The sequence below is a fragment of the Streptomyces sp. NPDC050564 genome (assembly GCF_044457265.1).
In the GTDB taxonomy this organism is placed as follows: Bacteria; Actinomycetota; Actinomycetes; order Streptomycetales; family Streptomycetaceae; genus Streptomyces.
In genome coordinates this window covers 632,121-656,813 of the sequence record NZ_JBITGS010000001.1, presented here as the reverse complement: position 1 = coordinate 656,813, position 24,693 = coordinate 632,121, and the positions used below count along the sequence as shown (strand labels likewise).

Genomic DNA, 24,693 nt, shown 5'->3' with positions numbered 1-24,693 from the left:
GGTGCCGGGCTTCATCGACCGTCCCCCGCTCTCAGCTCTCGTACGGAACCCCGTCTCCCCGTCCACCACGCCTGTGCCGCCGCGATGCCCGTCGCGAGGGCGAGGACGCTCAGGGACGGGAGGAGCAAGGAGGCCGGGTCCGTACGGAGTTGGGCGTCTCCTGACGGGGAGCTGTGGGTGGCGAGCGCGATGGTCGTCAGGTCGATGCCGGGGGAGAGCAGCCGGATGGTCGCCCAGCCTGTGAGCGCGCCACCCGCCGCCGCGAGGAGAGCCTGCGGCAGGGCTTCCAGGACGAGGAGGCGGCGGCCCTGGGCGCGGGTGAGACCCATGGTGCGCAGGCGGGCGAGGAGCGCGGCGCGCTCGGGAGCGGCGCGTACCAGGGACAGCAGCAGGGCCAGCACGGCGTACCCGGCGCCCGCCGCGACCGCCGCCGTGTAGATCCGCTCGGCACCGGACTGCAACGGCGAGTCGACGTATCGCGCCTCCTCCTCCGCCCGCAGCCGTACGTCGACTCCGGCGCCCGCGGCCTTGCGCAGTGCGCCCCCGTCGAGGTGGTCGCCGGTCACGAGCACCGCGGTCGGGCGCGCGGGCCGGGCGCCGAGACCCGCGCGGTCCACGATCAGGAAGTCCAGGTCGAAGACGGCCGGGGTCCGCTCCCGTACGACGGTGATCCGCACGGTGACGTGACTACCGTCCTCCAGCCGCACCTGGAACGGCCGCGTGCCGTAACGGTCGGCCACGGTGGGGGAGGCCACGGCGGGCAGCGGCGCCTCGCCGGCACTGCTGGACGAGCCGGCAGACCCCAACTCCGTCCCCGAGAACCCCCCAAGACCCACCCGTCGGGCCAAGTTCGCGTACGCCGCCGGCTCCACCCCCACCACCGCCACCGTCTCCTGCTCCGTTCCCGAGCCCTCTCCCGCCTGGGCCTGGTAGGCGATGCTCACCGGTGTGACCTCGCGTACGCCCGGGGTGCGGCGGAGCTGTTCGGGCAGGGGGGCCGGCAGGGCGTGGGTCGCCTCTACGCGGGCGTCCGCGCCGGTGGTGAGGATTGCGGCGTGGTCGCGGGCGGCGTGCACGCCGGCGAGGACCGATCCACCGAAGGCGGCAGTCGTGAGGGCGGTGAGGAGGGCCAGGAGGGGCAGGACCGTGGAGGTGGAGGTGCGGCCGGCGCGGGCCAGTGAGAGGTGGGTGACCGCGCCGCGCAGCCGCCCGGCCGGCCGGGCCAGACGGCGCAGCGGCAGGGGGTAGAGCCGCACCAGGACCAGGGCGGCGATGACACCCACCAACACCGGTGCCAGGGCAACCAGTTGGTCACCGGAGGCGCCCCGGCGCCGCAGCGCCACCACCGCCGCCGACGCCAGGACCAGCAGAGTCAGTTCCGCGACGGTACGGCGCCGTGAGGGACGTACCGACGTCAGGTCCTCGCGGGCCCCGTGGACGCGTACGGCACGGTGGGCGAGTGTGGCCCGCACCGGCAGGGTGACGCAGGCCAGGAGCGTCACCGCGACGGCGGCCGCCACCGCGGAGGAGCGGCGGCCCTCCGGGACGGCGAGCAGCGCGGCGCCGAGGCCCAGCGCGCCCGCGGGCACCGCGACCACCGCCGTCTCGGCCAGCAGCCGCCCGGACACGCCGCGCAGTGAACCGCCGCGGGCGCGCAGCAGGGCCAGTTCGGCGCGGCGGCGGTCCACGGCGAGGCCGCCCGCCATCAGCAGGACCACGGCGGCGACCGTGCCCGTGCCGAAGGCGGCCACCGCGACCAACGGGACGATGCCCGTGCGCAGTTGACTGAAGGACTTCACCACGTCGTCCAGGTCCGTGGTCGCGTCCGCGAGCGGATCGATGCGCTGGCGTATCCGTCCCAGGCCCGGGCCGGTCTCCAGCGCGGCGATCGCAGACGTCAGACGGGACATCTCGTGTGCGGCGAGGACGGAGGTGTCGGGCGCCAACTGCCAGTAACGTTCCGGTTTTCCGGGCGTGCCGAGCATGGCGGGCGCCGCGTCCGGCGGCAGCAGCAGCGCGCCGAGCCAGTACTTGTCCGACGCGCCGCCCTGGGTGGGCAGTTGGATGAGCGAGGGCTTGCGCAGCACGGGCATGGTCGTCCAGTACGCACCGTCGGGTGCGCGCGGAACGACGATGCCGGTGACCTTGACGGACAACGGGCCGCGCTCCACGCCGGGGAGATGGATCACCGAACCCACCTTGATCCGCAGGGTCTTGGAGGTCTCGGCGGTGACGGCGGCCTCCACCTCGGCCGTCGCCGCGGTCACCTTGCCCGTCACGCGCGGCAGGCGTCCCGAGCGCAGCCGGGCGTGGTCGGCGAGGCCGTTCTGCGCGGTGAGCGACATGCGGGCGGGGATGCCGGTCGGCTGGGGCAGCCAATCGTCCAGTGCGGCGGTGGGGTTGGCGGTGCGGACCCCGTACGAGGACTGGGCGGGGTCGGCGACGAGGGGGCGTTCGACGGTGTCCAGCACCTTCGCGTACGCCGCGCGGAGGGCGGCCCCGCGCAGGACCTGTTCCCTTTGCTCCTGCGGGAGCTCGACGCCGGGCTGCGGGGCGTACACCTGCACGGTGGTCTTCTGGGCCGTGGCGTCGCCGAGGACCCGGCGCAGGCCCGCGTCCTCGTACCGGTCGACGGCCCGCGGGAACGCGGCGGCCAGACAGGCGGTCAGCGCGACGAGCAGGGCCAGGGCGAGCGCCGCCCCGGGCGCGGCGCGCAGCCGCGTACGCACCCAGGGGGCCACCACGGTCGTCATGGTCCCGGCCATGTCACTCACCGCCCTGCCGGCGCAGCGAACTCGCCGGATCCGGGCGGTGCAGCGCCAGGAATGCCGTGATGGCCAGCGGTGTGACGGCCACGGCGGCCAGCAGCACGGCGACGTGTGCGAGGGGGAGTTCGACCAGAACCCCGGGAATCGGCCGGGTGGCGTCGGAGGTCAACACGATCAGCGGGACGACCGCCCGGGTCAGCACCGCGCCCAGGGCGACGCCCACCACCAGCGCCAGGGTCACCAGGACCCCCTGTTCGGCGGCGATCAGCCGGGCCAGCTGACGGCGCGGCGCGCCGAGCGCCCGCAGCACCGCGAACTCGGCGCCGCGCTCCCGCAGCGACCCGGCCGTGCTGACTCCGAAACCGACTGCCGCCAGCGCCGCCGCCACCGCGGCCGCCGCGGCGAACGCGGCCTCGGGGCCCGCGCCGAAGGGGTCGTCGCGCAGCCGGTCGGCGATCTCGTCGCGCACGACCACCTGCGAGGGCTCGACGTCGGGCCGCTCCCGCACGGCCGCCGCGACGCGGGCCGCGTCGCCGGGCGCGGCCCCCAGCCACCACTCGGTGGGCCCGACGCTCTGCCCGTAGCGGTGCTCCAACACCCGGTTCACGGAACGGAGATCGACGAGCAGCGCCCCACCGTTCGGCTCCACTGCAGTGCCCGACTCGCCCCCGGTCGTCGGCAGGGCCCGTACGCTCTCCACGATCCGCACCGGCACCGTCTCGCCGCCCAGGGGCACGTCCACTTGCTGCCCGGTCCGGGCACCCGCCGACTTCAGGAACCGGTCGGTCGCGACCGCGGTGACCTCGGGCACTTCGGGCTGGACCACTTGCAGACGCATCGTCAACGACGTGATCTGCCAGGCGAAACCGGCCGGGACGTAGCCGGTGCCGTAGCGGACGGACAGGGTGCTGTCCGAGGACTTCTCCACCCGCGGGGGCGTCGGGCGGGTGGACGCGTCGGGCGACCCCGTCGTGCTGTTGGTTCGCGACGCCGCCTTCCATGCCGTGGGCAGCGACAGCCGACGCTCCGTGCCGTCGGCGCCGACCGCGTTCAACTCCTCGACGGAGAAGAGATGCTGCTGTGCCGTGTCGGTGGGCTGGGTCATGTCCAGTTGCAGTCCGGTGAGCACCAAGGGGCCGGCGGTAGGGGGCAGATCCAGCGCCGGCGCGTGCGCCCGTCCGTCGGCGGGAAGCTCGCCCAGCCGTATCGCGTACGGCGTCCCGTACTGGTCCTCCAGGATGACCGACACGTCCGCGCTCGTCCCTTCCCCGCCACCGCTGTTGTCCAGCCGCACCGTCATACCGAGCCGTGTCGCGCCCTTGGGGAGCGGTGTGCCCGCGGTCGCTTCCTTCGGGCCGAGCCCTGCCAGCAGCGTCCGCACCGGCCGGTCGGCCAGATCGCTGCGCAGCAGCACTCCGTCCGCCGCGTGTGCGGTGTCCAGCGCCAGCACCGTCGCCGTACGGCTGCCGGACAGGGGCAGGGTCGTACGGACGGCGGGGGCGGCCGCGCGGACGTGCGGCAGTGCCGCGTACGTCCCGGCCTGGCCCAACTCGCCTTCGTCACCGGCGAGTACGCGCACGGAGGTACCGGCCTGGAAGTCGGCCTGGTCGTCCTGCGAGCGGTTCCAGGAGGCGCCCTGGCCGATCGCGAGCATCCCCATGGCGACGGCGAGTACGAGAAGCAGGACCGGGCCCGCGCCGCGCATCGGGCGGCGGCTGAGCTGCCAGCCCGCGAGGGCGGCGGGCAGCCCGCGTCCGCTCGCGGCACGGCGCTCGGCGAGCCGGGCCACCGGCGGCAGCAGCCGCAGGGTGAGCACGGTCCCGGCGAGCAGGGCGAGGGCGGGCGCCGAGACCAGGAGCGGATCGATGCCGAGCGCGCCCGAGCCGGCGTGGCTGACGGCACCGGAGGTCTGCCGGTCCAGCTGCCAGTACGCGACACCCGCGATCACCAGCAGGCCGACATCGGCGCCCGCGCGCACCGGAGCGGGCAGTGAGCGGGCCCGACCCTCGGCTCCGTCCCGGGAGGTGAGCGCCGGAACCGTCACCGCCAGCGCGCACCCGAGCGCCACTCCCGCCGCGACCAGCCACACCCCGCCGCGCCCGTCCGCGGTGTCGAGGCGCAGCCCGATCCTGGCCAACGCGCCCTGTCCGGCGAGCAGTCGGGTCAACGGCCCCGCGAGGAGCGGCGCGCAGACCGCCGCGGGCACGGCGAGCAGCAGCGCCTCCAGTGCGGCGAGCCCCGCGACCCGGGCGCGCGAGGCTCCCCGCGCCCGGAGCACCCGTGTCTCGCCCACCCGTTCGGCGCTCAGCAGCCGGGCGACCAGGAGCAGCGCGTACCCGGCGAGCAGTGCGAGCTGCAACGCGACGATCAGCAGCGTCGAGCGTGACACGAGCAGCGAGCGCTGGACACTGTCCAGCACCTCGGGCAGGGAGGTCGCCAGCGCCGTCGTCCCGCTCAGCGCCGCGTCCTTGCGCAGCCCCCGCTGCCCAGCGCGGGCCGCGTCCCGCAGGGCGCCGATCCGGTCGGGCGTCAGCGTCGAGAAGTCGGCGGACGCCAGCCACGCGGACTCCCCGGCGCTCACCCGGTCACCGGCGAGGACGGCGGGATCGGCGAGCAGCGGACCGTACGTCGTGAAGTCGACCTTGTTGATCCCGCGGCCGCCCAGCTCGTCCAACCGCCAGTAGGGCGCGGTGGGCCGGGCGGGCCGGTACAGACCGGTGAGCCGGACGTGGACCTTCGGGCCGCCGAGCCGGTCGACGAGGGTGAGGCGCGCGCCGGGCTTCAGCCGGAGGCGGTCGGCGGCACTCTCGGGCAGGGCTGCGTCGATGACCGGGCCGTCGCCGGACGCGCTCGGCAGCCGCCCCGCGGTCACCCGCACCTGCGTGCGGTCGAGGGCGGCGAAGTGGGTGAGATCGGGGTCGCCCGCACGGTCGGCGGGTGCCTGCAGGGAGCGGGGCAGGGCGTACGGGCCGGAGCGGACCAGGGTGCGGAGCGTGACCGGAAACCCGTCGAAGGTCTGCCGGGCGCCCTTGCGTACGGCGCTGTCGGCGGCCTCCCGCTGTTCCGTGGGCACGCCGGCCCGAACGATCAGCGCGGTGTCGACGGCGTGGCCGGGGTCCTGGAGCGCGTGCCGCAGGGATGCGGTGCCGATCGCGCCGGAGTACGCCGTGAGGGTCGAGAGCACCGCCGTCGTCAGCAGGACGGTGAGCAGCGCGGCGGCCAGCAGCAGGCGGTGCGCCCGCGCACGCATCAGAACGAACCCCGTCACCCGGCCCCCCGCCGTCGTCCCGGATCTCCGGACCTTCGCGCGATGCTGTCAGAGGGGGCGGGTCGCGGGTAAGCGCTTGTAGCGCGGGCTTGACCGGATTGTGACCGGAATTCGGCGTCGGGCGACCGGAATGCGCGCGTCAGCCATCACGACGGACAGTCGAAAGCGGACGAAAGTGGATTGAAGCCGCGAAAGGCGATGGAAGCCGCGGAAGCCGCGGAAGCTGATGGAAGCCCACGGGCATCGGCGGCCGTGCGCGGCCGTGCGCGGCCGCGGTGAGGGTTCAGCCCGCCGTGTTCACCATCGAAGCCGCCGCGTACGTCAGGTAGTTCCACAGCGTGTGCTCGTGCTCCTCGGAGAGGCCGAGCTCCTCGACGGCGATGCGCATGTGCTTGAGCCAGGCGTCGTGCGCGGCCTGGTCGACCGTGAAGGGGGCATGGCGCATCCGCAGCCGGGGGTGCCCGCGGTTCTCGCTGTACGTCGTCGGGCCGCCCCAGTACTGGATCAGGAACAGCGTGAGGCGCTCCTCGGCCGGGCCCAGGTCCTCCTCGGGATACATGGGCTTCAGCAGCGGGTCCTCGGCGACTCCCTCATAGAAGCGGTGCACGAGGCGCCGGAAGGTCTCCTCGCCGCCGACCTGCTCGTAGAAGGTCTGCTCCTGAAGCGTGCCGCGCCGAATCTCTTTCACATCAACCATGGTCTCAGACGGGGCGGCGGAGGACTCAAGGCTTAGGACCACTGCCCGACAGGGCCGATTCCGACGCGGGCCGACCCGAACGGCCCAGTCCGGATCGGCCGAGTCCGGCGCTCGCCTCGTGGCCCGTCCGGCAGCACAGTGGAGGTATGAGCGCGCACGCTCTCGACCACGACCTGGACGACCTCGCCACCCTGGCGCGGGCGGCCCTCGTGCGCGAGATCGACAGGAGCGGGGCCTGGGACGCCGACCCGGTCTGGCGGGAGGCGTTCGAGGCGGTCCCGCGCCACCTCTTCGTGCCGTACTACTACGTCGGCGTCGTGGGCGGCTTCGAGCGCGTATGGGGCGAGGACCCCGACCTGCGGGCCCGGGAGCGCTGGATCCGCGGCGCCTACGCGGACGCCCCGCTGGCCACCCGGGTGCGCGACGGGGAACTGGTGTCCTCCAGCAGCCAGCCGTCGCTGATGGCGAACATGCTCACCGAGCTGGAGGTACGGGACGGGGATGCCGTCCTGGAGATCGGCGCCGGCACCGGCTACAACGCGGCCCTGCTCGCCCACCGTCTGGGCGACGGCCTGGTGACCACGATCGACCTCGACGCAGAGATCACCGAATCGGCTCGGCGGCACCTGGACGCCGCCGGCTATCACCCCACCGTCGTGACCGGCGACGGTGCCCGCGGCGTCCCCGAGCGCGCCCCCTTCGACCGGATCATCGCCACCTGCACGCTGACCTCGATCCCGCACGCCTGGCTTCCCCAGTGCAACCCGGGCGCCCGTATTCTCGCGCCGTTCGCCACCGGCCTGATCGCACTGAGCGTCCGGGACGCCGGGCATGCCGAGGGGCGCTTCCTGCACACGCCCGCCTACTTCGTGCCCCTGCGCGGCGGGATTCGGCCCGAGCAGCCGGAGCCGCAGCACCTGGGCGCGCTGCCGCGCCGGGCCAGGGGTCACGAGCTGTTCCGGTTCCTGCTGACCCTCACGGCGGGCCGTCTCGACCCCTATGAGGCGTACACGTTGTGGGAGCGCGAGAACCAGCCGGTGCGCGAGCGGTACGGGATCACGGTCAGCGGCGAGCACGCCTGGGCGTGGCTGGACGACCCCGAAGGGCCGTACGCCTGGCCGCTGCCGTAACCCCTGCGAGCCGCTGCCGTGACCTTGAGATCAGCCGCGCCGGATGGTGATCGTCGTCCAGGCGCCGACGTGCACCCGGTCGCCGTCCTGGAGCGGAACCGGTACGAAGGGCTGGATGGGCTCCTCGCCGCCGTTGACCGTGGTCCCGTTCGTGGAGTTCTGGTCGACGACCGCCCAGCTGCCGTCCGGCTGCTGGACCAGGACCGCGTGCTGGTGCGAGACGCCCGGGTCCTCCGGGGGTACCGACAGATCGATGTCCGGGGTGTCGCCGGTGGAGTGCCGACGGCGGCCGATCGTGATCTGGTTGCCGATGAGCGGGCGCTGCTGCTCCGGTGAGTACGCGGGCAGGTTCAGGCCCGCGGCCTCGGGACCGGAGCGCTGCATCATCGCCATGAAGTACTCGCGGTCGGGACCGATCGTCGCGCTCCAGGACAGCGGCTGCTGCTGGTATGCGGGGCGCGGGCCTGGCGGGGCCTGCGACGAGCCGGGCTGCGGGTAGCCGTAACCGCCGCCCTGGCCCGCTCCGGGACCGTTCGGGCCGCCGGGGCCGCCGCCGGGCGTACCGGCCGACGGCGGGGAGATCACCCAGTCGTCGTCACCGCCGCCGTAGGACGGCCCGCCGGGCGCCGGTGCCTGCGGTGGGAACGCCGGCGAGGCGGGCTGCTGGGTGAAGGCCTGCGGGGCGCCGGGGCCTCCGGGCGTCGGCCCGGGCGGCGGCGGTACCGGGCGCGACGGATCGCCGCCGAAGCCAGAAGGATCGCCGCCGAAGCCCGAGGGATCGCGGCCAAAGCCTGAGGGATCGCCGCCGAAACCCGAAGGGCCGCCGGTGCCGAAGGGCGGGGCGGGCGGACCCGGCGGAATCGGCTCGGCGGGCCGGTTCATCTGCGAGGGCCGCGAGCTCTGGTACTCGAACGGGTCATGACCGGGCCCGGCTCCGGGAGCGGCGGGCTGTCCCGGCCCCTGCTGCTGGAACCGCAGCGCCGGATTCGGACCGCCAGGGCCGCCGGGACCGCCGGGCGTCCCGGATGCGGGCGCCGGCGGACGCGGTGCGGCCGGGGTGTACGAGGTCGCGGTGTTGGTGAGGAAGTTCCACCGGCACTCCTCGCAGAACGGCGCGGCGCCCTCACGGGGCGTACGGCACTGCGGGCAGAGCTCCGGCTCGGGGTCGGGCACGGCGGAAAGGTGCGGGCGCCCACCAGGGCCGCCACCGGGGCCGGGCGGCGGCGGTGGCGAGCCGGGCGGCGGATAGCCGTAACCGGGGCCGGGCGGCGGCGGGGGAGGTGGCGGGGGCACGGCTCCGGCCATGCGGTGACCGCAGACCTCGCACCAGTCGTCGGAACCCGACTGGTGTCCGTTCGGGCAGGTCGGCATGTCGGCGCTTCCCCCTCTCCTTTTCCGGTCGTTATGACCGGGTTTCTCCGGCTCCCCGCGGGAACCGGGCTCGCTACTTCTTTACACGAACAGTCTTTGTGGACCGTGTTTCGAGGGTCATCTCGTCGGCCTCTTCGACCTTTGCCTTCAATCGCACAGTACCTGCCGCGGCGTCGACCACGTCCACCACCTTCGCAAGCAGTTTCGCAGTATCGGCGTTGCCGGAGGCGCTGGCGAGCTGAACGGCACGTCCCAGCTTGGCCGTTGCGCCGTCGGCATCGCCCGCTTTGCGCAGATCCAGGCCCTGTTGGATGACTTGCGCCAGTTCCGCCTGACCCGTGTAGTGCGCGACCTGTGGATTGATCGAGGTCGAGGCCACCATGTCGTCGGTCCACACCGCCCGTACGAGACCCTGCGCGCCGAGGTTCTGCACGCTCCCGTCACCCTGCGGGATCACCAGCGAGACCCGGGCGGCCAGCATCTCCCGGCCGACTTCGGCCGAGGGGACCTCGACGCACACGTGGTAGTCGCGGGACTCGTCGCCCCAGGAACCGGTGGGGTAGTCGCCGGCGCGGGGGCCCGCCTCGGTGCGACGGTCGGTCAACTCCTCGACCGTGGGGGCCACTTGCTTGACGAACTTGATCGCGGTGCCGACCGGCGTCCACAGCCGCAGGGAGACGTCCGCGACCTCCTTGCCCATGGCCGTCTCCATCATCTGCGTGAAGTCGGCGGACAGGGCGGCCGGGTCGGCGACGATGTCGGCGGTGCCGAGCAGCGCCGAGGCGATTCCGGTGACCTCCTTGACCTCCCAGTCGGTGCCCACTCCACGCGCGTCACACGTGAACCGCCCGGCACAGGAGTCGAGGGCGGCCTTGAGGTCCTGCGGTGACTCGTGTTCATTGCGGCCGTCGGTCAGCACGATGCCGTGCCGGATGGAGACGTCCGCCGAGGAGAGCAGCCGGTCGGCGAGGCGCAGCCAGGTGCCGATCGCCGTACCGCCGCCGGCGCTCAGTTTGCGCAGGGCCTGCTTGGCCTGGTCGCGGGTGGTGGCGTCGGCGACTGCAAGCCGTCCACCGCCCGGGTAGACCTCCTTGGCGATGTGCGTGCCGCCGATCACCGCGAAGTGCACACCGTCGCGCAGGGTGTCGATGGCGGCGGCCGTCGCGTCGCGCGCGTTGCGCATCTTGGTCGGCGGATAGTCCATCGAGCCCGAACAGTCGACCATGATCGCCACGGCCGCGTCGGGGCCCTGGCCCGCCGTGTACAGGTGCGGCGCACCGACGGCGCTTCCGATGGTGCCGCCGCCGGTCGCGCTCACCGTGACGATCGCGTTGACCTCGCGGCCACCCTCGGGCAGGTACTCGTTCTGGTACACGTCGACCGAGAACTGCGGCACGTTCGACTTCGAGAAATTGGCCATGCCTACTCTGTCCCCCTCAAGGCCTCCGGTAGTTGACGGAGGTGATGACTGTGTGCGGACCGGTCCCCTCCGGTCCTGGGCCGTCCCCGTTCGTTCGCGGCCTCAGGCCGATCCTGCCCCCTGCGACGGGGCCGGGAACGGCAGGACGGCCACTGTTACGTTGTCGTGGCCCCCGCCGTCCAGAGCGTGACCGACAAGGACCTGGGCGCTGTGGAGAGGCCTTTCGGCGGCGTCGAGGGGTACGACCTCGGCCATGTCCTCGGCCGCCTCCGCGTAGTTCCACAGCCCGTCGGTGCACACCACCACTACACCCGGCCGGTCCGGCTTGAAGGAAGCGGTGTGCGGCTCCAGTTCGTACGCGTCCGCGCCGAGCCAGCCCGTGATGGCGTGGGCGCGCTCGTCCGCGTACGCCTCCGCCTCGTTCATCAGGCCCGCGGCGACCATCTGCGCGGCCCACGAGTCGTCCTCGGTGAGCCGGGCGGGAAGCGAACTCCGGTCGACGGGCACCCAGTAGGCGCGGCTGTCGCCGACCCAGCCGACGATCAGCAGAGTGGGAGTGACGATGGCACCGACGAGGGTGCAGGCGGGCGCGTTCACATGGGGGGCGTGCTCGCCCTGCGAGGTGGACGCGTCGGCCAGCGAGTTGACGGCCTCGGCGGCCGCGATGATCGCGTCGTGCATCGCCTGCTGCGGATGCGTACCGACCGGCAGGGCCTCCAGCAGCGCCTCGTTCGCGGCGCGGGAGGCGGCGAGCGAGGCCTCGTCCGGGCGGGTCGCCGAGGAGACGCCGTCGCAGACGATGGCGACGACCGCGGGCTGCCCGTCGGGCAGCGCGGTCGACGAGATCGCGAAGGCGTCCTCGTTGCGGTGGTGGCGCAGGCCACGATCGCTGACCGCGGCCACCGCGCCCAACTCCTGCTCCATGTGGTCGCGTTCGCGCGGCTGCGCGTGCCCGCAGTTCTCGCAGTAGCCGTCGCTGTCGACGCTGCCCGCGCGGCAGGCGATACACATCTTGGTGTCGGCGGCCGGTGTCCCGAGGTCGGCGGTGCGGGGGTCGGCGGGAGCCTCGGGGGCCGGGGCTCCGGCGGCCGGGGGAGCCAACGGGTAATCGTCGGGCTCCGAGGGCCGGTCGAACCGTACGCCCGGGGGAGGCTCGGGCGGACCGGCGGTGTGCGCGGCGGCGACAGGCGGGAATTCACCGGCGGAATGCGGGAGTCCACCCGCCGGGTGCGGGAGCTCACTCATGGCGTGCGGGACTCCACTCGTGGCGGGCGGGAGTCCACCCGTGGCGGGTGGCAGCTCACTCGCAGCATTCGGGAGTTCTCCCGTGGCATGTGGGAGCTCACTCGCAGGGGGTGCGAGTTCACCCGTGGCGTGCCGGAGCTCGGAACCTCCCGAGTCCGTGCCCCGGATATCCGTGGCCCGGTGCACCGGCGCCGGCGTGTCGGAGCTGTCCACCTCGGGCGCGAGGGGCCAGTCCACGGACGCGGCGGCCGAAGGGGGGCGCGGTGAGGTGCCGTTCATGGTGATCGTGGGGTTGTCCGCCGACGGTGCGGGCACCGCCGACAGGTCGTACCCGCACGCGCCGCAGAAACGGTCACCCGCCTCCAGTGGCTCCTCGCAATTGGGGCACCGCGAAAGGGCCGTCGGCTGGGGCATCTGGGACATCAATCACACCCACGTCCGGGGGCGGTAACGGTTTGCACGTTCCACCAGGTCGATCCTCTCCTCGCCGCCCTGCGCGAGCCGGGCCAGCGTCCGGTACGAACGCTCGAGTCCGAAGCGGAGGCCACGCTCGTCCAGCTCGCTGCCGAGCAGCACACGTCCGCCTCCGGAAGCCGGAGCGGAACCCTGGCTACCGGAGAGTACCCAGTCCAGCGCGCAGCCAAGGACTTCTGTGGACAACTGCTCGCGTCGCACCGCGTCGAGACCGTATCCGTCAAGGGCCTCGACCTGTCCCGCCGCCGCTGTCAGATCGTCCAGGAACGGCGCGGTCGCCGCCTCCTCGGCCATCCGCTGCCGCAGCCGCGCCCGTACGGCAGCGACCCGCGCCGCCGTGTAGTGGATCGACGACTCCGGTACGGATTCCAGCGTGCGTACGGCGCCGCCGCGGTCGCCAGAGGCGAGCTGCACACGGGCCAGGCCGAACGCCGAGCTCACATAGCTGGGGTCGGTCGTCCACACCAGGCGGTAGTACTCGGCGGCGTTGTCCAGCTGCCCGAGCACCTCCGCGCACAGGCCGAGGGCCAGCTTGGGCGCGGGCTCGCCGGGGAAGGCGTCGTAGATCGCGTCGAAGGACAGCGCAGCGATCTCGTACTCACCGGTGGCCAGGGCCGCGACGCCCCGGTACCAGACCACCCGCCAGTCGTCGGGGTGGTCCGCCTCCAGGGCCTCGATCGCCCTGGCCGCGCTGTTCAGTTCGCCCATCTCCAGCCGGGCCCGCAGCTCACGCAGGCGCAGCTCCAGCGAGCCGGTGGGCGCCGCGTGCAGCGCCGTGATCAGCTCGCCGGGCGCGGATGCCATGAGGCCCGCGAGGAAGCCCGCGTTGGGGTCGCCCGGGTCCACTCGGGGGATGGGCAGCGCGAGCGCGGTGGCGGCGGCCGGCACGGGCTTGATCAGCGCGCTCGCGGTGGTCGCCGGGGGGAGGACCGGAGTGCCGTTCGAGCCGGCCGGCAGCTGGGGCGCGCCCTTCTTCCCACGGAGGGGGATCACCCGAGACCCCAGCCGCGACACATCGCCGTCCAGCTTCCCGAACAACTCCGTGTCCGTGACCTTGAGCTCGGGCCCGAACAGGGTGGACAGCGCCGGGCGTGCCCGCCCCGTCTGGAGGGACACGACCTCCCTCAGCACACCGGTCAGCTGCTCGGACATCTCCTGCGCGGAGGCGAAGCGGCGGGCCGGGTCGGGGTCGGTGGCGCGGACCAGGAGCCGGTAGAAGGACTCGTACTGGCGGAAGACCTCGATGTTGTCCGGGTCGGGCAGGGAGTCCACGAAGACGTTCGTGTAGCCCTGGAAGTCGAAGGTGAGGACGGCGAGCGTGCGGGCGACCGTGTACAGGTCGGAGGCGACCGACGGGCCGACCTCCGCCACCTCCGGGGCCTGGTAGCCCACCGTGCCGTAGATGGCCGACTCGTCGTCGTCCATCCGGCGCACCGCGCCCATGTCGATCAGCTTGAGCTGGTCCTCGGTCTGGATCGCGTTGTCGACCTTGAAGTCGCAGTACAGCAGGTTGCGGCTGTGCAGATGGCCGAGGGCCTCCAGGGCCTCGATGCCGTACGCGCAGGCCTGCTCCACGGGCAGCGGGTCCCGCTTGCCGTCCGCCGTGCGGCGGCCGTTGGCGATCTCCTTCAGCGACTTTCCGCCGACGTACTCCATGACGATGTACCCGTCGAGCGAACCCGTCCGCTGGTCGAGGTGCTCGACGAAGTTGTAGATCCGCACGATGTTGGCGTGCTCGATCTCGGCGAGGAAGCGCCGCTCGGAGATCGCCGCCGCCATCGCGTCCTGGTCGCCGGTGTCGAGGAGACCCTTGAGGACCACCCAGCGGTCGGAGACCGCGCGGTCGACGGCGAGGTAGACCCAGCCGAGCCCGCCGTGCGCGAGACAGCCCACGACCTCGTACTGGCCGTGCACGATGTCGCCCGCGTGCAGCTTGGGCACGAACGAGTACGGGTGGCCGCACTTGGTGCAGAACCCTTCGGTGCGCCCGGCCCGCTCGCCGCGCGAACGACCCACCGGAGCCCCGCAGTCCGAGCGCGAGCAGAATCGCTTCCGCTCGGGGACCTCAGGGTTCTCCTGGACCATCTCGCGCGGGTCGGGCCGCGGCACGTCCGGGACCTCGACCAGACCGACACCGAGTCGGCCGCGCCCGGAGGATCCCGCGGTCGAACCGGAACTGCGGACCGACACGGAGCGGCCCGTCGAGCTGCCCGACAGCGAGCGCGACAGCCGCCCCGAGACCGAGCGCCGCGACTGCGAGGAGCGCGAGGACGTACGGGAGCTGGCGCGCGAGCTGCTGCGCGCACTGCTGCTGTTGGATCCCCTGTTCGATCCACGCGAACTCTTGCCGCCCGCCGTGATCCCGGTCGGGGGCGAGCCCACCATGCCGTTCGACGAGACCACCGGGGCCAGGCCGCACGTGTCGCAGTACAGCTCGCCGCCGCCCACGTCCTCGTACGATCCCGAGCAACCGGGCCGCTGACACTTCTGCTGCCCACCCACAGCCTGCTGACTCACGATTCCCCCCTCCGGTCCACCCGGTCATGGGGCCCGCCCTGCTCGGGCACCCGCGGGCTCAACAGGTCGGCGGCCGCCCGCTGGTAGCGCAGCACGGCCTCCTCCGCGACGCGCAGGTCACAGGGCGCGCTCCACAGCATGCGTCGTGCCGCGTCGTAGCGCTCGACGAGGAACGGGTCCTCCGCGAAGCCGTGCCGGGCGACCTTCGCCTTGTAGGCGTCGAGGCGGCCGCGCAGCTCCGCGCGGACCGCCAGCGGCGCGGTGACCGCCGTCAACGATTCGCGGGCGCGCAGGAGTTCGTCCTCCGCCTTCTCCTCCAGCGACTCCAGAAGCGGGGACAGGCGGTGCCACTGAGCGTGTCTGCGGTACTCGGCGGCCGTCGCCAGCTGCTCCTGCAGCGCGGTCGGCGGACCGCTCACGGCCGGGACCTCGGACGCGGCGATCTTCGCCAGCACCTCACCGCGGGCGCTGCGCGCCTCGGCGAGCGTGCGGTCCGCGCGGCTGAGGACATCCCGCAGCTTCACGAGCCGCGCCTCGGCGTCCTGCCGGACGGTGAGCACCGCGTCGATCTCCCGGCGCACCTCCTCCAGGGCGCGCGCCTCGCGGTCGTAGGTCGTCGTGTCCGGGCGTCCGCCGCCGGGCGCCGAACTCCCTTGCGCGGGCGCCCAGAAGGCCAGCGGATCGGAGACGACACGCTCGCGCAGCGTAGTGAGCGTGCGGGTGATCCGTTCCAGGTCGTCGCCCGCCGGGTGCTCGCCGGGCCGTACGCCCACGGAGTGCGCGAGCTGGCGGGTGCGTTGGAGCTCCGCGGCCAGTAAATCGATCCGGGCGGGCAGCGCGGACCACACGGCGTCCGAGGCGACGACCATGTCCAGCGACGACGCGTACAGCTCGTTCATCCGCTCCACCAGCGCGGCCAGCGAGAACTGCTCGCTGAGCTTGCTGCTGCCGGCCAGGGTCGGCGCGTTCGCCGTGGCGGTGGCGCTGCCCGCGACCGTGACGCTCTCGCCGCGCAGCAGCTCGGTCAGTTCGACCAGGTCGTCACGGCTGGACCAGCGTCTGCGGGAGCGGATGTCGCGGGCGGAGCGCAGCGCGTCCGTGTACGCGTCGAAGTAGGCCCACAGCAGGGTGATCGACGCCTCCGCGGACGTCCAGCGCTCCTTGGTCGTGCCCGTGAGCTCGGCGCCTTCCAGGAGTCTGCGGCCCGCGTGGTCCTGCAGGGCGAGGAGCGAGGTCTCGATGGCCTCGTGCTCCGCGCCGAGCCGCGCCAGCGCACGGTCCACCTCGTCCCGGTCCATCACCGGCCCGGGGGGTCCCGTGACGCCCATCGATCACCTCTCGCTCTCCGTCGTTCCCTGTGCGCCTGTCCGGTGCGCCCGGGTAACTCTCCAGTCGTACCAGGTCGGTTACTTGTACTTCGCCGCGGGCGGGTTCGCCGACTCGGAGTCCGCGCCCAGGGTCGGGGACAGCCACTTGTCGTACGACGCACGCCAGCCGCTCTTGCGGTAGTCCACGAGGACCTGGTTGACCCGGCGTACCAGATCGTCCGCGTCCTTCTTCATCGCCACGCCGTAGTACTCGGTCGTGAAGCGGTCGCCCTTGAGCTCCACCGTCGGGTCCTGCGCGGCCTGGCTCGCGGCGAGCGCGCCGTCGGTCACGACGGCGTCGGCCTCACCGAGCTGCAGCCGCACCAGGCAGTCGAGCTGGTTGGGGACGGTGGTGGATATGTCGGCGGAGGAGACGAGCTTGCCGGCGTCCTTGTCCGCCTTCAGCTTGTCGTAGGCGGTGGAGCCCGCCGCCGAACAGATCTTCTTCTTCGCCAGCGACTTGTCGTACCCCTTGATGTCCGAGGCCTTCGGGGCCAGGACCTGCTGGCCGGTCAGGAAGTAGGGGGCGGAGAAGGCGACGTCCTTGAGGCGCTCGCAGTTGATCGTCATGGTGCGGACCACCATGTCGACCTGGCCGCTCTTGATCGCCGGGATGCGCTGGATGGTGGGGATGGCGTGGAACCGGACGGCGTTCGGGTCGCCGAGGATCTCCTTCGCGATCTCGTGCGCGAGATCGATGTCGAAGCCCTCCAGGTCGCTGCTCTTCTTAGTGCTGTTCGGATCACGGTAGCCCCAGCGGTAGCTGTTCTGGTCGACGCCGACCGACAGATAGCCGCGCTTCTTGATGGCCGTGATCGCCGTGCCGCTCTCGTCGCTGGACGGGGAGAGGCTCTGGTCCTGTGGATCGGTGCAGGAGTCGTCCTTCACCTGGGTGCCCTCGGCCACTCCCTGGCCGCCGATGCCCGTGCTGCCGTCCCCGCGCGCGTTGCTCAGCGGCAGCAGCAGCGCGAAGACCACGGCGAGGGCGCAGGCGACGGCCATCGCGCCCACGCCGCCCCAGCCCTTCAGGCTCGCCCTCAGGCGTCGTGCCGTCATCGCCGCTCCCCCTCTCACCGGTACTCCGAAAGCCTGCGCCCGATGCCGAGCAGCGCGCCCGCCGCGGCGAGCACCGCAAGGACCGCCGCGCCGACCGGGAGACCGGTCATCGCGTCCCGGCCGCCGCCCGCCGCCTGCTTGAACTCGCTCTCCTCGTGCGTCAGGGCGAGCGCCAGATTCGTGTCGACGCCGTCGAAGCACTCGCCCGTCGGCTTGTCGCTCTTGGATCCGATCACCTTGTTCAGAGCGCCCTGGTAGTCGCCCGCGTCGTCGGCCGCGCGGGCCTCCTTGTGGCGGGACTTCCAGACCTTCATGTTGCCGGTGGCGGCCTGTACGGGCTCCTCGCCCGCCTTGTCGTCGGCGAGGTCCGCCGCAAGGGCCAGGCCCTTGGTGAGCGTCTTCATGTCCTGCTGGAAGTCGTAGTCGAAGGCGTCCACCGTCGTCGTGCCGTCGGCCAGCGTCTTGGTCTCGGCGCCGCGGCTGACCAGGGTCAGGTTCTCGTTGCCCCGCGCGTTCAGGGAAGCGATGCGGGCGTCGTGCAGCACGTTCATGGAGCGGACGCCGTGGTCGTAGGACTCGTCGAGTCCGGCGCGCGCGACGCTGTGCCCGACGACGAGCCACAGCAGCACCACCGTGGAGGCGGCGGTGGCGGCGGCCATGCCCTGGTTCAACACCCGGTTGGTCCGCCGGTAGTTGCGGCGCTGGGCCCAGACGAGGCCGCCGAGCGCCAGCACGCCGAGGCCGATGGCCGCCCACGGGTAGGGCTTCGCGTCGGCGTAGTCGGCGCTCAGCCGCTGGTTCTCCCGCTGGTAGAGCTCCTCGGCCTTCGGGAGCATCTGCTTCTGCATCTTCTCGTTCGCGTACCGCAGATAGGCGCCGCCGAGCGGGTAGCCCTGGCGGTTGTTGGCGCGGGCGCGCTCGATGAGGCCCTTGTACTCCGGCAGCAGCTTGTTCAGCTCGGAGATGGTGTCCGCCGAGGGGGAGCCCGGCTCCGAGCTGTTGGCGGCGGTGATCAGCTTCGCGGCGGCGGTCTTGATGTCCAGCTCGTACCGGTCGCGGGAGGCCTTGGTCTCCTGGCCGCCGGCGAGGAAGCCGCTGGAGGCCGCCGTGTTGGCGTCGGCGAGCGAGCGGTAGATGTCGGCGGCGCTCGCGCTCAGCGGCTGGCTGCTGTGCAGCACGTCGTCCGCGGCGGCCGAACGCTCCGTCATCTGCCAGGCGGTGACAGCGCCGAACGCGACGACCAGGAGGGCGAGGACGGCGCCGATGATGCGCAGCCGACCCGGCTCCGTCGTCGCCGCGGCGCGCAGGCGATCGACGCCCTCCGCCCATGCCGTACGGCGCGCGGGCGCCGTGCCCGGCGTCGCCGGCCCGCCCCGCGGTGCCGCGGGACCGGCTTGCGGCGGCACGGCGGGCATCGTCGGCGCGCCGGCCGGTGCCGGTGGCGCCGCACTGCCCTTCGGCGGGTATGTCACTTGACCTCCCCCATGGTCATCCGTGGTTCGCCTCCGTCCCGTGTGCGGGAAGCACGGACTGCGGACAGAGGCGTACGGCCGCAAGTATCGCCGCCGGGACTGACATCCGCACAGGCCTTGACTCGATCTTGTTCGGATCGCAGCGCAACTGTCGAATTCCGGCGCAGCGCAAGGCTCCCGCACCACCCCCCTTCCCATGAATACGCCGTTCGGATCTGTTCGGTTCCCGCGCGTCACCGCCGCGTTCAGAGCAGGCCGGTCAGCCGCCGCAGACTGCGCTCCCCTTCGTGCCGTACACCCAGCGGCACCAGCGCGGCGCGCCCCGGCACTCGCACGCCTCCGGTGAACGCCACCCGTGTTCCGTCGCCGTCCGGCGTCGCGGCGACGCCGACCAACAGGAACCGGCTCTGCAGCCAGCACCAGCCCGGCCGCTGCTCCCCGCGCAGCAGGGCCCGCATCCCGTACTTGCTGCGGGCCAGCGCCTCGAGGCGGGCACCGTCCCGCTTCAGGATCCGCAGCCCCCGCATGTCGGGCGTGACGCGTCCGAACTCGCCCTCCAAGTCGGCCATCAGGGCCCACACGCGCTCGTACGGGGCGGCCACGACGCCCTCGGTGACATGGGCGCCGCGGATGCCGGCGGCGAGCACGTGCAGCCGCCGCACCGGGTCGAGGTCGGCGACGGGCCAGTGACGGGTCGTGTCGCGTCCGGTCATGAGGTCCACGCCTTCCGGAAGGTGTCCCGTGCCCGGTGCAGCCGGGACTTGACGGTGCCGACGCGAAGGCCGAGCAACTCGGCCGCGGCCCGCTCGTCCATGCCCTCCACGTCGCGCAGGACGAGCACGGCCCGGTGCTCGGGGGAGAGCCGGTCCAGTACGTCCCTGATGTCGGCGGCGAGTTCGGGGTCGCCGCGCGAGGGCAGGGTGCTCAGATCGGCGGGCACCGCGCGGGCGGCGCGCCGGGCCGACCGGACCGCCTCGCGCACCGCGATGGCCCGGACCCAGCCGCGCAGCGCGGCCGGGTCCTTGAGGGAGCGCAGCGAGCGGAACACCGCGACCAGCGCCTCCTGCGCGGCGTCCGGCCCCTGGTCCAGGGCGATGGGACCGCAGATACGGCCTACGTAGGGGGCCAGTTCGTCCAGCAGTTCGGCCATGGCGAGCGTGTCGCCGCGCTGGGCGGCGCGCACCCGGCGGACCGTTTCCTCATCGGACACGTACGGCATCTTCCCAACGCGCGGTGCCTTCCCGGGCAGCGGTGCCCCCTTGGCGGGCGACCTTGAGCGCCGCTGCGCACAGCACCGCGCACAACGGGGTGTAGAGGCCGAGGTTGAGCCGGTAGAAGGCGGTCCCGGTGTCCTGCGCGAAGAGCCAGTAGACGCCCGCCAGTGTGCGCAGGGACAGACCGGCCGCCACCGTGAGGGTGCCGAGGCGGAGCAGCCGGTGCGGGCGCCGGGACTGGGCGACGACGATGCCGCTCGCGGTCAGCAGGAGCGCGGCGAGCGGCAGGACGACCGGCGGGGTGAACGGGGCCTCGGTACCGAGGACCGCGTACGACAGGCTCTTCTCGTCGGCGGCGGGCCAGGTGGAACCGGTCGCCCAATAGAGATGGAACAGGGCGTCCGTGGTGAGCACCGAGGCGAGGAGTGCGGCGGCTCGTGTGGCCGTGCGGTCGGACATGGGGCCTCCTGAGATGGGAATCGACACCCACCAGAGGAGGCGTCCGGGCCATTCGTTCCCGCGGATGTGCGGGAATTTCCGGCGCGGACACCCGAACCCCCGTTCGTCAGGCCTGCTCGTAGAACGACCGCACGCGCGTGTGCACCTCCTCCTGAGCCCCCACGTGGTCCAGGCCCAGGAGGGCGGCGCCGAGGACGGGACGTGCCGTGACCACCCGGGGGACCGCCTTCGGAGCGCGGACCGCGAGGACTTCGTGGACGCGGTCGTCGAGTTGTGGGTGGCGGGCGGCGAGGATGCTGCCGCCGAGGAGGACCGGAGTCTCCTCGGTGAGGAGGTCGAGCCGGGTCAGGGCGACCATGGCCATGGCAACCACCTCGTCCGCGAGCCGGTCGACGATCGCGCGGGCCACCGGGTCGCCGTCCACCGCCGTGGCGAACAGGACGGGCGTCAGCTCGTGTCGGCGGGCGTTGCCGATGTGTTCGAGGTGCAGCGCCTCGATCAGGGCGTACATCGAGGTCAGACCGAAGTGCGCGGGAAGCGTGCGGGCCAGGGCCGTGGGGCCGCCTCGGCCGTCCTCCGCCCGCGCCGCGTGCCACAGGGCCTCCTCCGCCAGGCCCCAACCCCCGCCCCAGTCCCCGGAGATACGTCCGATCGCCGGGAAGCGGGCGGTGCGGCCGTCGGGCCGCATGCCGACGCAGTTGATGCCGGCCCCGCACACGACGGCGACTCCGCGCGGCTCGGCCACACCGGCCCGCAGGATCGCGAAGGTGTCGTTGCGCACCTCCACGCTCGCGCCCCACGCGCGCGCGTGCAGCGCGGCCGCCAGCTGTTCCTCCTCGACCGGGAGATCCGCGTTGGCCAGGCACGCGGAGACATGGGCGACGGAGGCGACACCGGCCTCGGCGAAGGCCCGGCCGACCGCGTCGGCGACCGCGTCCACGGCCGCCTCGACCCCCACGGCCGGCGGGCGGAAGCCCCCGCCCCGCGCGGTGCCGACGATCGCGCCGTCGGCAGCGATCACCGCGACGTCGGTCTTGCTGTTCCCCGCGTCGATGGCCAGGACCAGGCCCCCGGGGCCGGCCCCGGCGGTCGTCCCCGCGCCGGGGCTCGATGACGTCATGCCCACGCGAGGTGCTCCCGGTTGTGCGCGATCAGCTGGTCGGTGAGGGCGTCGGCGTACGCGTACTGGCCGACCAGGGGGTGGGAGAGGAGGGCCCGGAAGACCCGGTCGCGGCCGCCGCGCAGGGCGGCCTCCAGGGCCAGGTCCTCGTACGCCGTCACGTTGGCCATCAGGCCCGCGTACAACGGGTCCACGGACGGCACCGACAGCGGCGCGGGCCCCTTGGGGCCGATCGCAGCCTGCACCTCGATCACGGCGTCGTCCGGGAGGAAGGGGAGCGTGCCCTTGTTGTACGTGTTCACGACCTGGTAGGGGTTGCCGCCTCCGCCCAGCAGCGACGCCGCGAGGTCCACCGCCGCCTCCGAGTAGTAGGCGCCGCCCCGCTTGGCGAGCAGCTCCGGCTTCTCGTCGAGCGCCGGGTCGGCGTACATCGACAGCAACTGCCGTTCCATTTCCGCCACTTCGGCGGCGCGGGAGGGCTTCGTGCGCAGCTCTCGGACGACCTCGTCGTGTGCGTAGTAGTAGCGCAGGTAGTAGGAGGGAACGACCCCGAGGCGGTCGACGATGCTGCGCGGCAGGCGCAGATCGTCGGCGATGGTGTCGCCGTGCTCGGCGAGGAGTTTCGGCAGGACGTTCTCGCCCTCGGGACCGCCCAGACGCACACCTGTTTCCCAAGTGAGGTGGTTGAGGCCCACATGGTCGAGGTGCACATTGGCGGGGGTGACGCCCAGTAGTCCCGCGAATTTGCGCTGGAAACCGATCGCCACATTGCACAGTCCGACCGTCTTGTGGCCCGCCTGGAGCAGGGCGCGTGTCACGATCCCGACCGGGTTGGTGAAGTCGATGATCCAGGCGTCCGGGTTCGTACGGCGCACGCGCTCCGCGATGTCCAGTACCACCGGCACCGTGCGCAGCGCCTTCGCCAGTCCGCCCGCGCCCGTCGTCTCCTGCCCGATGCAGCCGCACTCCAGCGGCCAGGTCTCGTCCTGCTCGCGGGCCGCCTGGCCGCCGACGCGGAGTTGCAGCAGTACGGCGTCGGCGCCCTCCACTCCCGCGTCCAGGTCGGAGGTCGTCACGATGCGTCCGGGGTGGCCCTGCCGAGCGAAGATCCGTCGGGCGAGGCCGCCCACCAGCTCCAGACGCTCGGCCGCCGGATCGACGAGCACCAGCTCCTCGATCGGCAGGGCGTCCCTCAGCCGCGCGAATCCGTCGATGAGTTCGGGGGTGTAGGTCGACCCTCCGCCGACCACGGTGAGTTTCATATGGGTCAACCCTTCACTCCGGTGAGCGTGACACCCTCGACGAACGCCTTCTGCGCAAAGAAGAACACGAGGATCACGGGGGCCATGACCAGCACGGTCGCGGCCATGGTGAGATTCCAGTCGGTGTGGTGCGCGCCCTTGAACGACTCCAGCCCGTAGGAGAGGGTCCAGGCGCCCGGGTTCTCCGACGCGTAGATCTGGGGCCCGAAGTAGTCGTTCCAGGCGTAGAAGAACTGGAAGAGCGCGACGGCGGCGATGCCGGGCTTGGCCATCGGGAGCACGACCTTCAGGAGGGTCCTGAGGTCGCCGCAGCCGTCAACCTTCGCCGCATCCACGTACTCGTTCGGGATCGTCATCAGGAACTGGCGCAGCAGGAAGATGGAGAAGGCGTCGCCGAACGCCATCGGGATGATCAGCGGCCAGAGCGTTCCCGAAAGGTCCAGCTGCTTCGCCCAGAAGAGGTACATCGGGATGATGACCACCTGCGGCGGCAGCATCATCATCGAGATGACCAGCATCAGCGACAGATTGCGCCCGCGGAAGCGGAACTTGGCGAGCGCGTAGGCGACGGGTATCGACGAGACGACCGTCAGGACCGTGCCGGCACCCGCGTACAGCAGGGTGTTCTTCCACCAGGTCAGGAAGCCCGGTGTGTCGAAGACCTTCTTGTAGTTGCCCCACTCCCACGTGTGCGGGATCAGATCGCGGCTGAGCGCCTGGGTGTCGCTCATCATCGAGGTCAGGAACACGAACACGAAGGGCAGGACGAAGAAGAGGGCCGCCGCGACGCCCAGTGCGTGGATCGCGACCCACTCCAGGAGCGCCTTGCGGCGGGCGGTGCGCTCGGCGGGCGTGACCGGAGCCCGCAACTCCACCGGCTTGTCGAGTACTTGAGTCATGGGTGTCAGTCACCTGCCTGGATGAGACCGCCCCGGCGCCGCATCAGAAACGCGGTGAACACCATGGACAGGGCGAACAGCACGAGCGCGACCACACAGGCGGAGCCGTAGTCGAAGCGCTGGAAGCCGAGGTTGTAGACGAGCTGCGGCAGGGTGAGCGTCGACTTGTCGGGATAGCCGGGCTCGAACTGCGTACCGGCGCCCTGGATGACGCCCGAGGCGACCTTCCCGGCGATCAGCGGCTGGGTGTAGTACTGCATGGTCTGGATCACGCCGGTGACCACGGCGAACATCACGATCGGCGAGATGTTCGGCAGGGTCACGTACCGGAAGCGCTGCCACGCCGAGGCGCCGTCCAGCTCGGCGGCCTCGTACTGCTCGGTCGGTACGTCGAGCAGCGCGGCCATGAAGATGACCATCAGGTCGCCGATGCCCCACAGGGCCAGCAGGGTGAGGGCCGGCTTGGACCAGGTGGGGTCGTTGAACCAGCCGGGTGCCGGGATGCCGACCTTCTCCAGGATCGAATTGACCGGGCCCGTACCGGGGTTGAGCAGGAAGGCGAAGGCCATCGTGGCCGCGACCGGCGGGGCAAGGTAGGGAAGATAGAAGAGGGTACGGAAGACGCCCGTACCCGTCTTGATCTTCGTGATCAGCAGTCCGACGCCGAGCCCGAAGAGGACCCGCAGCGTGACCATGACGACGACCAGCCACAGGGTGTTCCGCAAGGCGGGCCAGAACAGCGGGTAGTTCTCGAAGACGTACGTCCAGTTCTTCGTTCCGCTCCACGTCGGCGGTTTGAAGCCGTCGTAGTGCATGAAGGAGAAATAGACGGTCGAGACCAGCGGGTACGCGAAGAAGACCGCGAAGCCGATCAACCAGGGCGACATGAAGGCGAGCGTTCGAAGCGCCGAACGACGGCGCTTCGACGCGAGCGTTACCGTGCTCATCTCCGTA

Annotated in this window: 18 protein-coding genes; 1 reads left to right on the top strand and 17 read right to left on the bottom strand. The window is 72.3% G+C overall.

Going from position 1 to position 24,693, the window contains the following annotated elements; translation table 11 throughout:
- Nucleotides 1-11: 11 nt before the first annotated feature.
- From ACIBK0_RS02850 to ACIBK0_RS02840, 3 genes are all read right to left on the bottom strand, one after another.
- Nucleotides 12-2,765: an FtsX-like permease family protein gene (locus ACIBK0_RS02850; protein WP_399074834.1), complete on the bottom strand. Its 2,754-nt coding sequence runs from the start codon at nt 2,763-2,765 to the stop codon at nt 12-14.
- Between the two features lies 1 nt (nt 2,766).
- Nucleotides 2,767-6,018, bottom strand: a complete 3,252-nt coding sequence (locus ACIBK0_RS02845; RefSeq protein ID WP_399075133.1) for an FtsX-like permease family protein — start codon at nt 6,016-6,018, stop codon at nt 2,767-2,769.
- A gap of 301 nt (nt 6,019-6,319) precedes the next feature.
- Complete coding sequence (locus tag ACIBK0_RS02840) at nt 6,320-6,733, bottom strand: globin (protein ID WP_399074832.1); 414 nt, start codon at nt 6,731-6,733, stop codon at nt 6,320-6,322.
- Nucleotides 6,734-6,879: 146 nt separating this feature from the next.
- Here ACIBK0_RS02840 and ACIBK0_RS02835 point away from each other — a divergent pair, with 146 nt between their 5' ends.
- Nucleotides 6,880-7,863, top strand: coding sequence for a methyltransferase domain-containing protein (locus tag ACIBK0_RS02835; RefSeq protein WP_399074830.1), 984 nt, complete (start codon nt 6,880-6,882; stop codon nt 7,861-7,863).
- Between the two features lie 30 nt (nt 7,864-7,893).
- On the opposite strand, the gene ACIBK0_RS02830 is transcribed toward ACIBK0_RS02835, so the two are convergent.
- The 14 genes from ACIBK0_RS02830 to ACIBK0_RS02765 all read right to left on the bottom strand — a co-directional run bounded on the left by ACIBK0_RS02830 (nt 7,894) and on the right by ACIBK0_RS02765 (nt 24,686).
- Nucleotides 7,894-9,234 (bottom strand): FHA domain-containing protein, encoded by a 1,341-nt coding sequence (locus ACIBK0_RS02830; protein ID WP_399074828.1) that lies wholly within the window; start codon nt 9,232-9,234, stop codon nt 7,894-7,896.
- Nucleotides 9,235-9,307: 73 nt separating this feature from the next.
- The gene (locus ACIBK0_RS02825) at nt 9,308-10,654 is read right to left on the bottom strand and encodes a VWA domain-containing protein (RefSeq protein WP_399074826.1); all 1,347 of its coding nucleotides are present in this window, start codon (nt 10,652-10,654) and stop codon (nt 9,308-9,310) included.
- A 102-nt stretch (nt 10,655-10,756) separates the two neighbouring features.
- Nucleotides 10,757-12,322 carry a protein phosphatase 2C domain-containing protein gene (locus ACIBK0_RS02820; protein ID WP_399074824.1) on the bottom strand — a complete coding sequence of 522 codons (1,566 nt, stop codon included), beginning with the start codon at nt 12,320-12,322 and terminating at the stop codon, nt 10,757-10,759.
- 3 nt (nt 12,323-12,325) lie between these two features.
- A complete protein-coding gene (locus ACIBK0_RS02815; RefSeq protein WP_399075131.1) occupies nt 12,326-14,875 on the bottom strand; it encodes a tetratricopeptide repeat protein in 2,550 nt (849 codons plus the stop codon).
- Between the two features lie 11 nt (nt 14,876-14,886).
- A complete protein-coding gene (locus ACIBK0_RS02810; RefSeq protein ID WP_399074822.1) occupies nt 14,887-16,218 on the bottom strand; it encodes a hypothetical protein in 1,332 nt (443 codons plus the stop codon).
- A 78-nt stretch (nt 16,219-16,296) separates the two neighbouring features.
- Nucleotides 16,297-17,313, bottom strand: a complete 1,017-nt coding sequence (locus tag ACIBK0_RS02805) for a glutamate ABC transporter substrate-binding protein (RefSeq protein WP_399074820.1) — start codon at nt 17,311-17,313, stop codon at nt 16,297-16,299.
- Nucleotides 17,314-17,327: 14 nt separating this feature from the next.
- A complete protein-coding gene (locus ACIBK0_RS02800; RefSeq protein WP_399074818.1) occupies nt 17,328-18,785 on the bottom strand; it encodes a hypothetical protein in 1,458 nt (485 codons plus the stop codon).
- A 245-nt stretch (nt 18,786-19,030) separates the two neighbouring features.
- Nucleotides 19,031-19,498: a hypothetical protein gene (locus ACIBK0_RS02795; protein ID WP_399074816.1), complete on the bottom strand. Its 468-nt coding sequence runs from the start codon at nt 19,496-19,498 to the stop codon at nt 19,031-19,033.
- Nucleotides 19,495-20,004 (bottom strand): RNA polymerase sigma factor, encoded by a 510-nt coding sequence (locus ACIBK0_RS02790; protein ID WP_399074814.1) that lies wholly within the window; start codon nt 20,002-20,004, stop codon nt 19,495-19,497. Before ACIBK0_RS02790 ends, ACIBK0_RS02795 begins: the two co-directional genes overlap by 4 nt.
- Nucleotides 19,985-20,458 (bottom strand): DUF3995 domain-containing protein, encoded by a 474-nt coding sequence (locus ACIBK0_RS02785; RefSeq protein WP_399074812.1) that lies wholly within the window; start codon nt 20,456-20,458, stop codon nt 19,985-19,987. The genes ACIBK0_RS02790 and ACIBK0_RS02785 overlap by 20 nt, the downstream gene beginning before the upstream one ends.
- 106 nt (nt 20,459-20,564) lie before the next feature.
- Nucleotides 20,565-21,578, bottom strand: coding sequence for an N-acetylglucosamine kinase (locus ACIBK0_RS02780; protein ID WP_399074810.1), 1,014 nt, complete (start codon nt 21,576-21,578; stop codon nt 20,565-20,567).
- Nucleotides 21,575-22,840, bottom strand: a complete 1,266-nt coding sequence (locus ACIBK0_RS02775; protein WP_399074808.1) for a 6-phospho-beta-glucosidase — start codon at nt 22,838-22,840, stop codon at nt 21,575-21,577. Before ACIBK0_RS02775 ends, ACIBK0_RS02780 begins: the two co-directional genes overlap by 4 nt.
- Nucleotides 22,841-22,845: 5 nt before the next feature.
- A complete protein-coding gene (locus tag ACIBK0_RS02770; protein ID WP_399074806.1) occupies nt 22,846-23,739 on the bottom strand; it encodes a carbohydrate ABC transporter permease in 894 nt (297 codons plus the stop codon).
- A gap of 5 nt (nt 23,740-23,744) precedes the next feature.
- Nucleotides 23,745-24,686, bottom strand: a complete 942-nt coding sequence (locus ACIBK0_RS02765; RefSeq protein ID WP_399074804.1) for a carbohydrate ABC transporter permease — start codon at nt 24,684-24,686, stop codon at nt 23,745-23,747.
- Nucleotides 24,687-24,693: the final 7 nt, after the last annotated feature.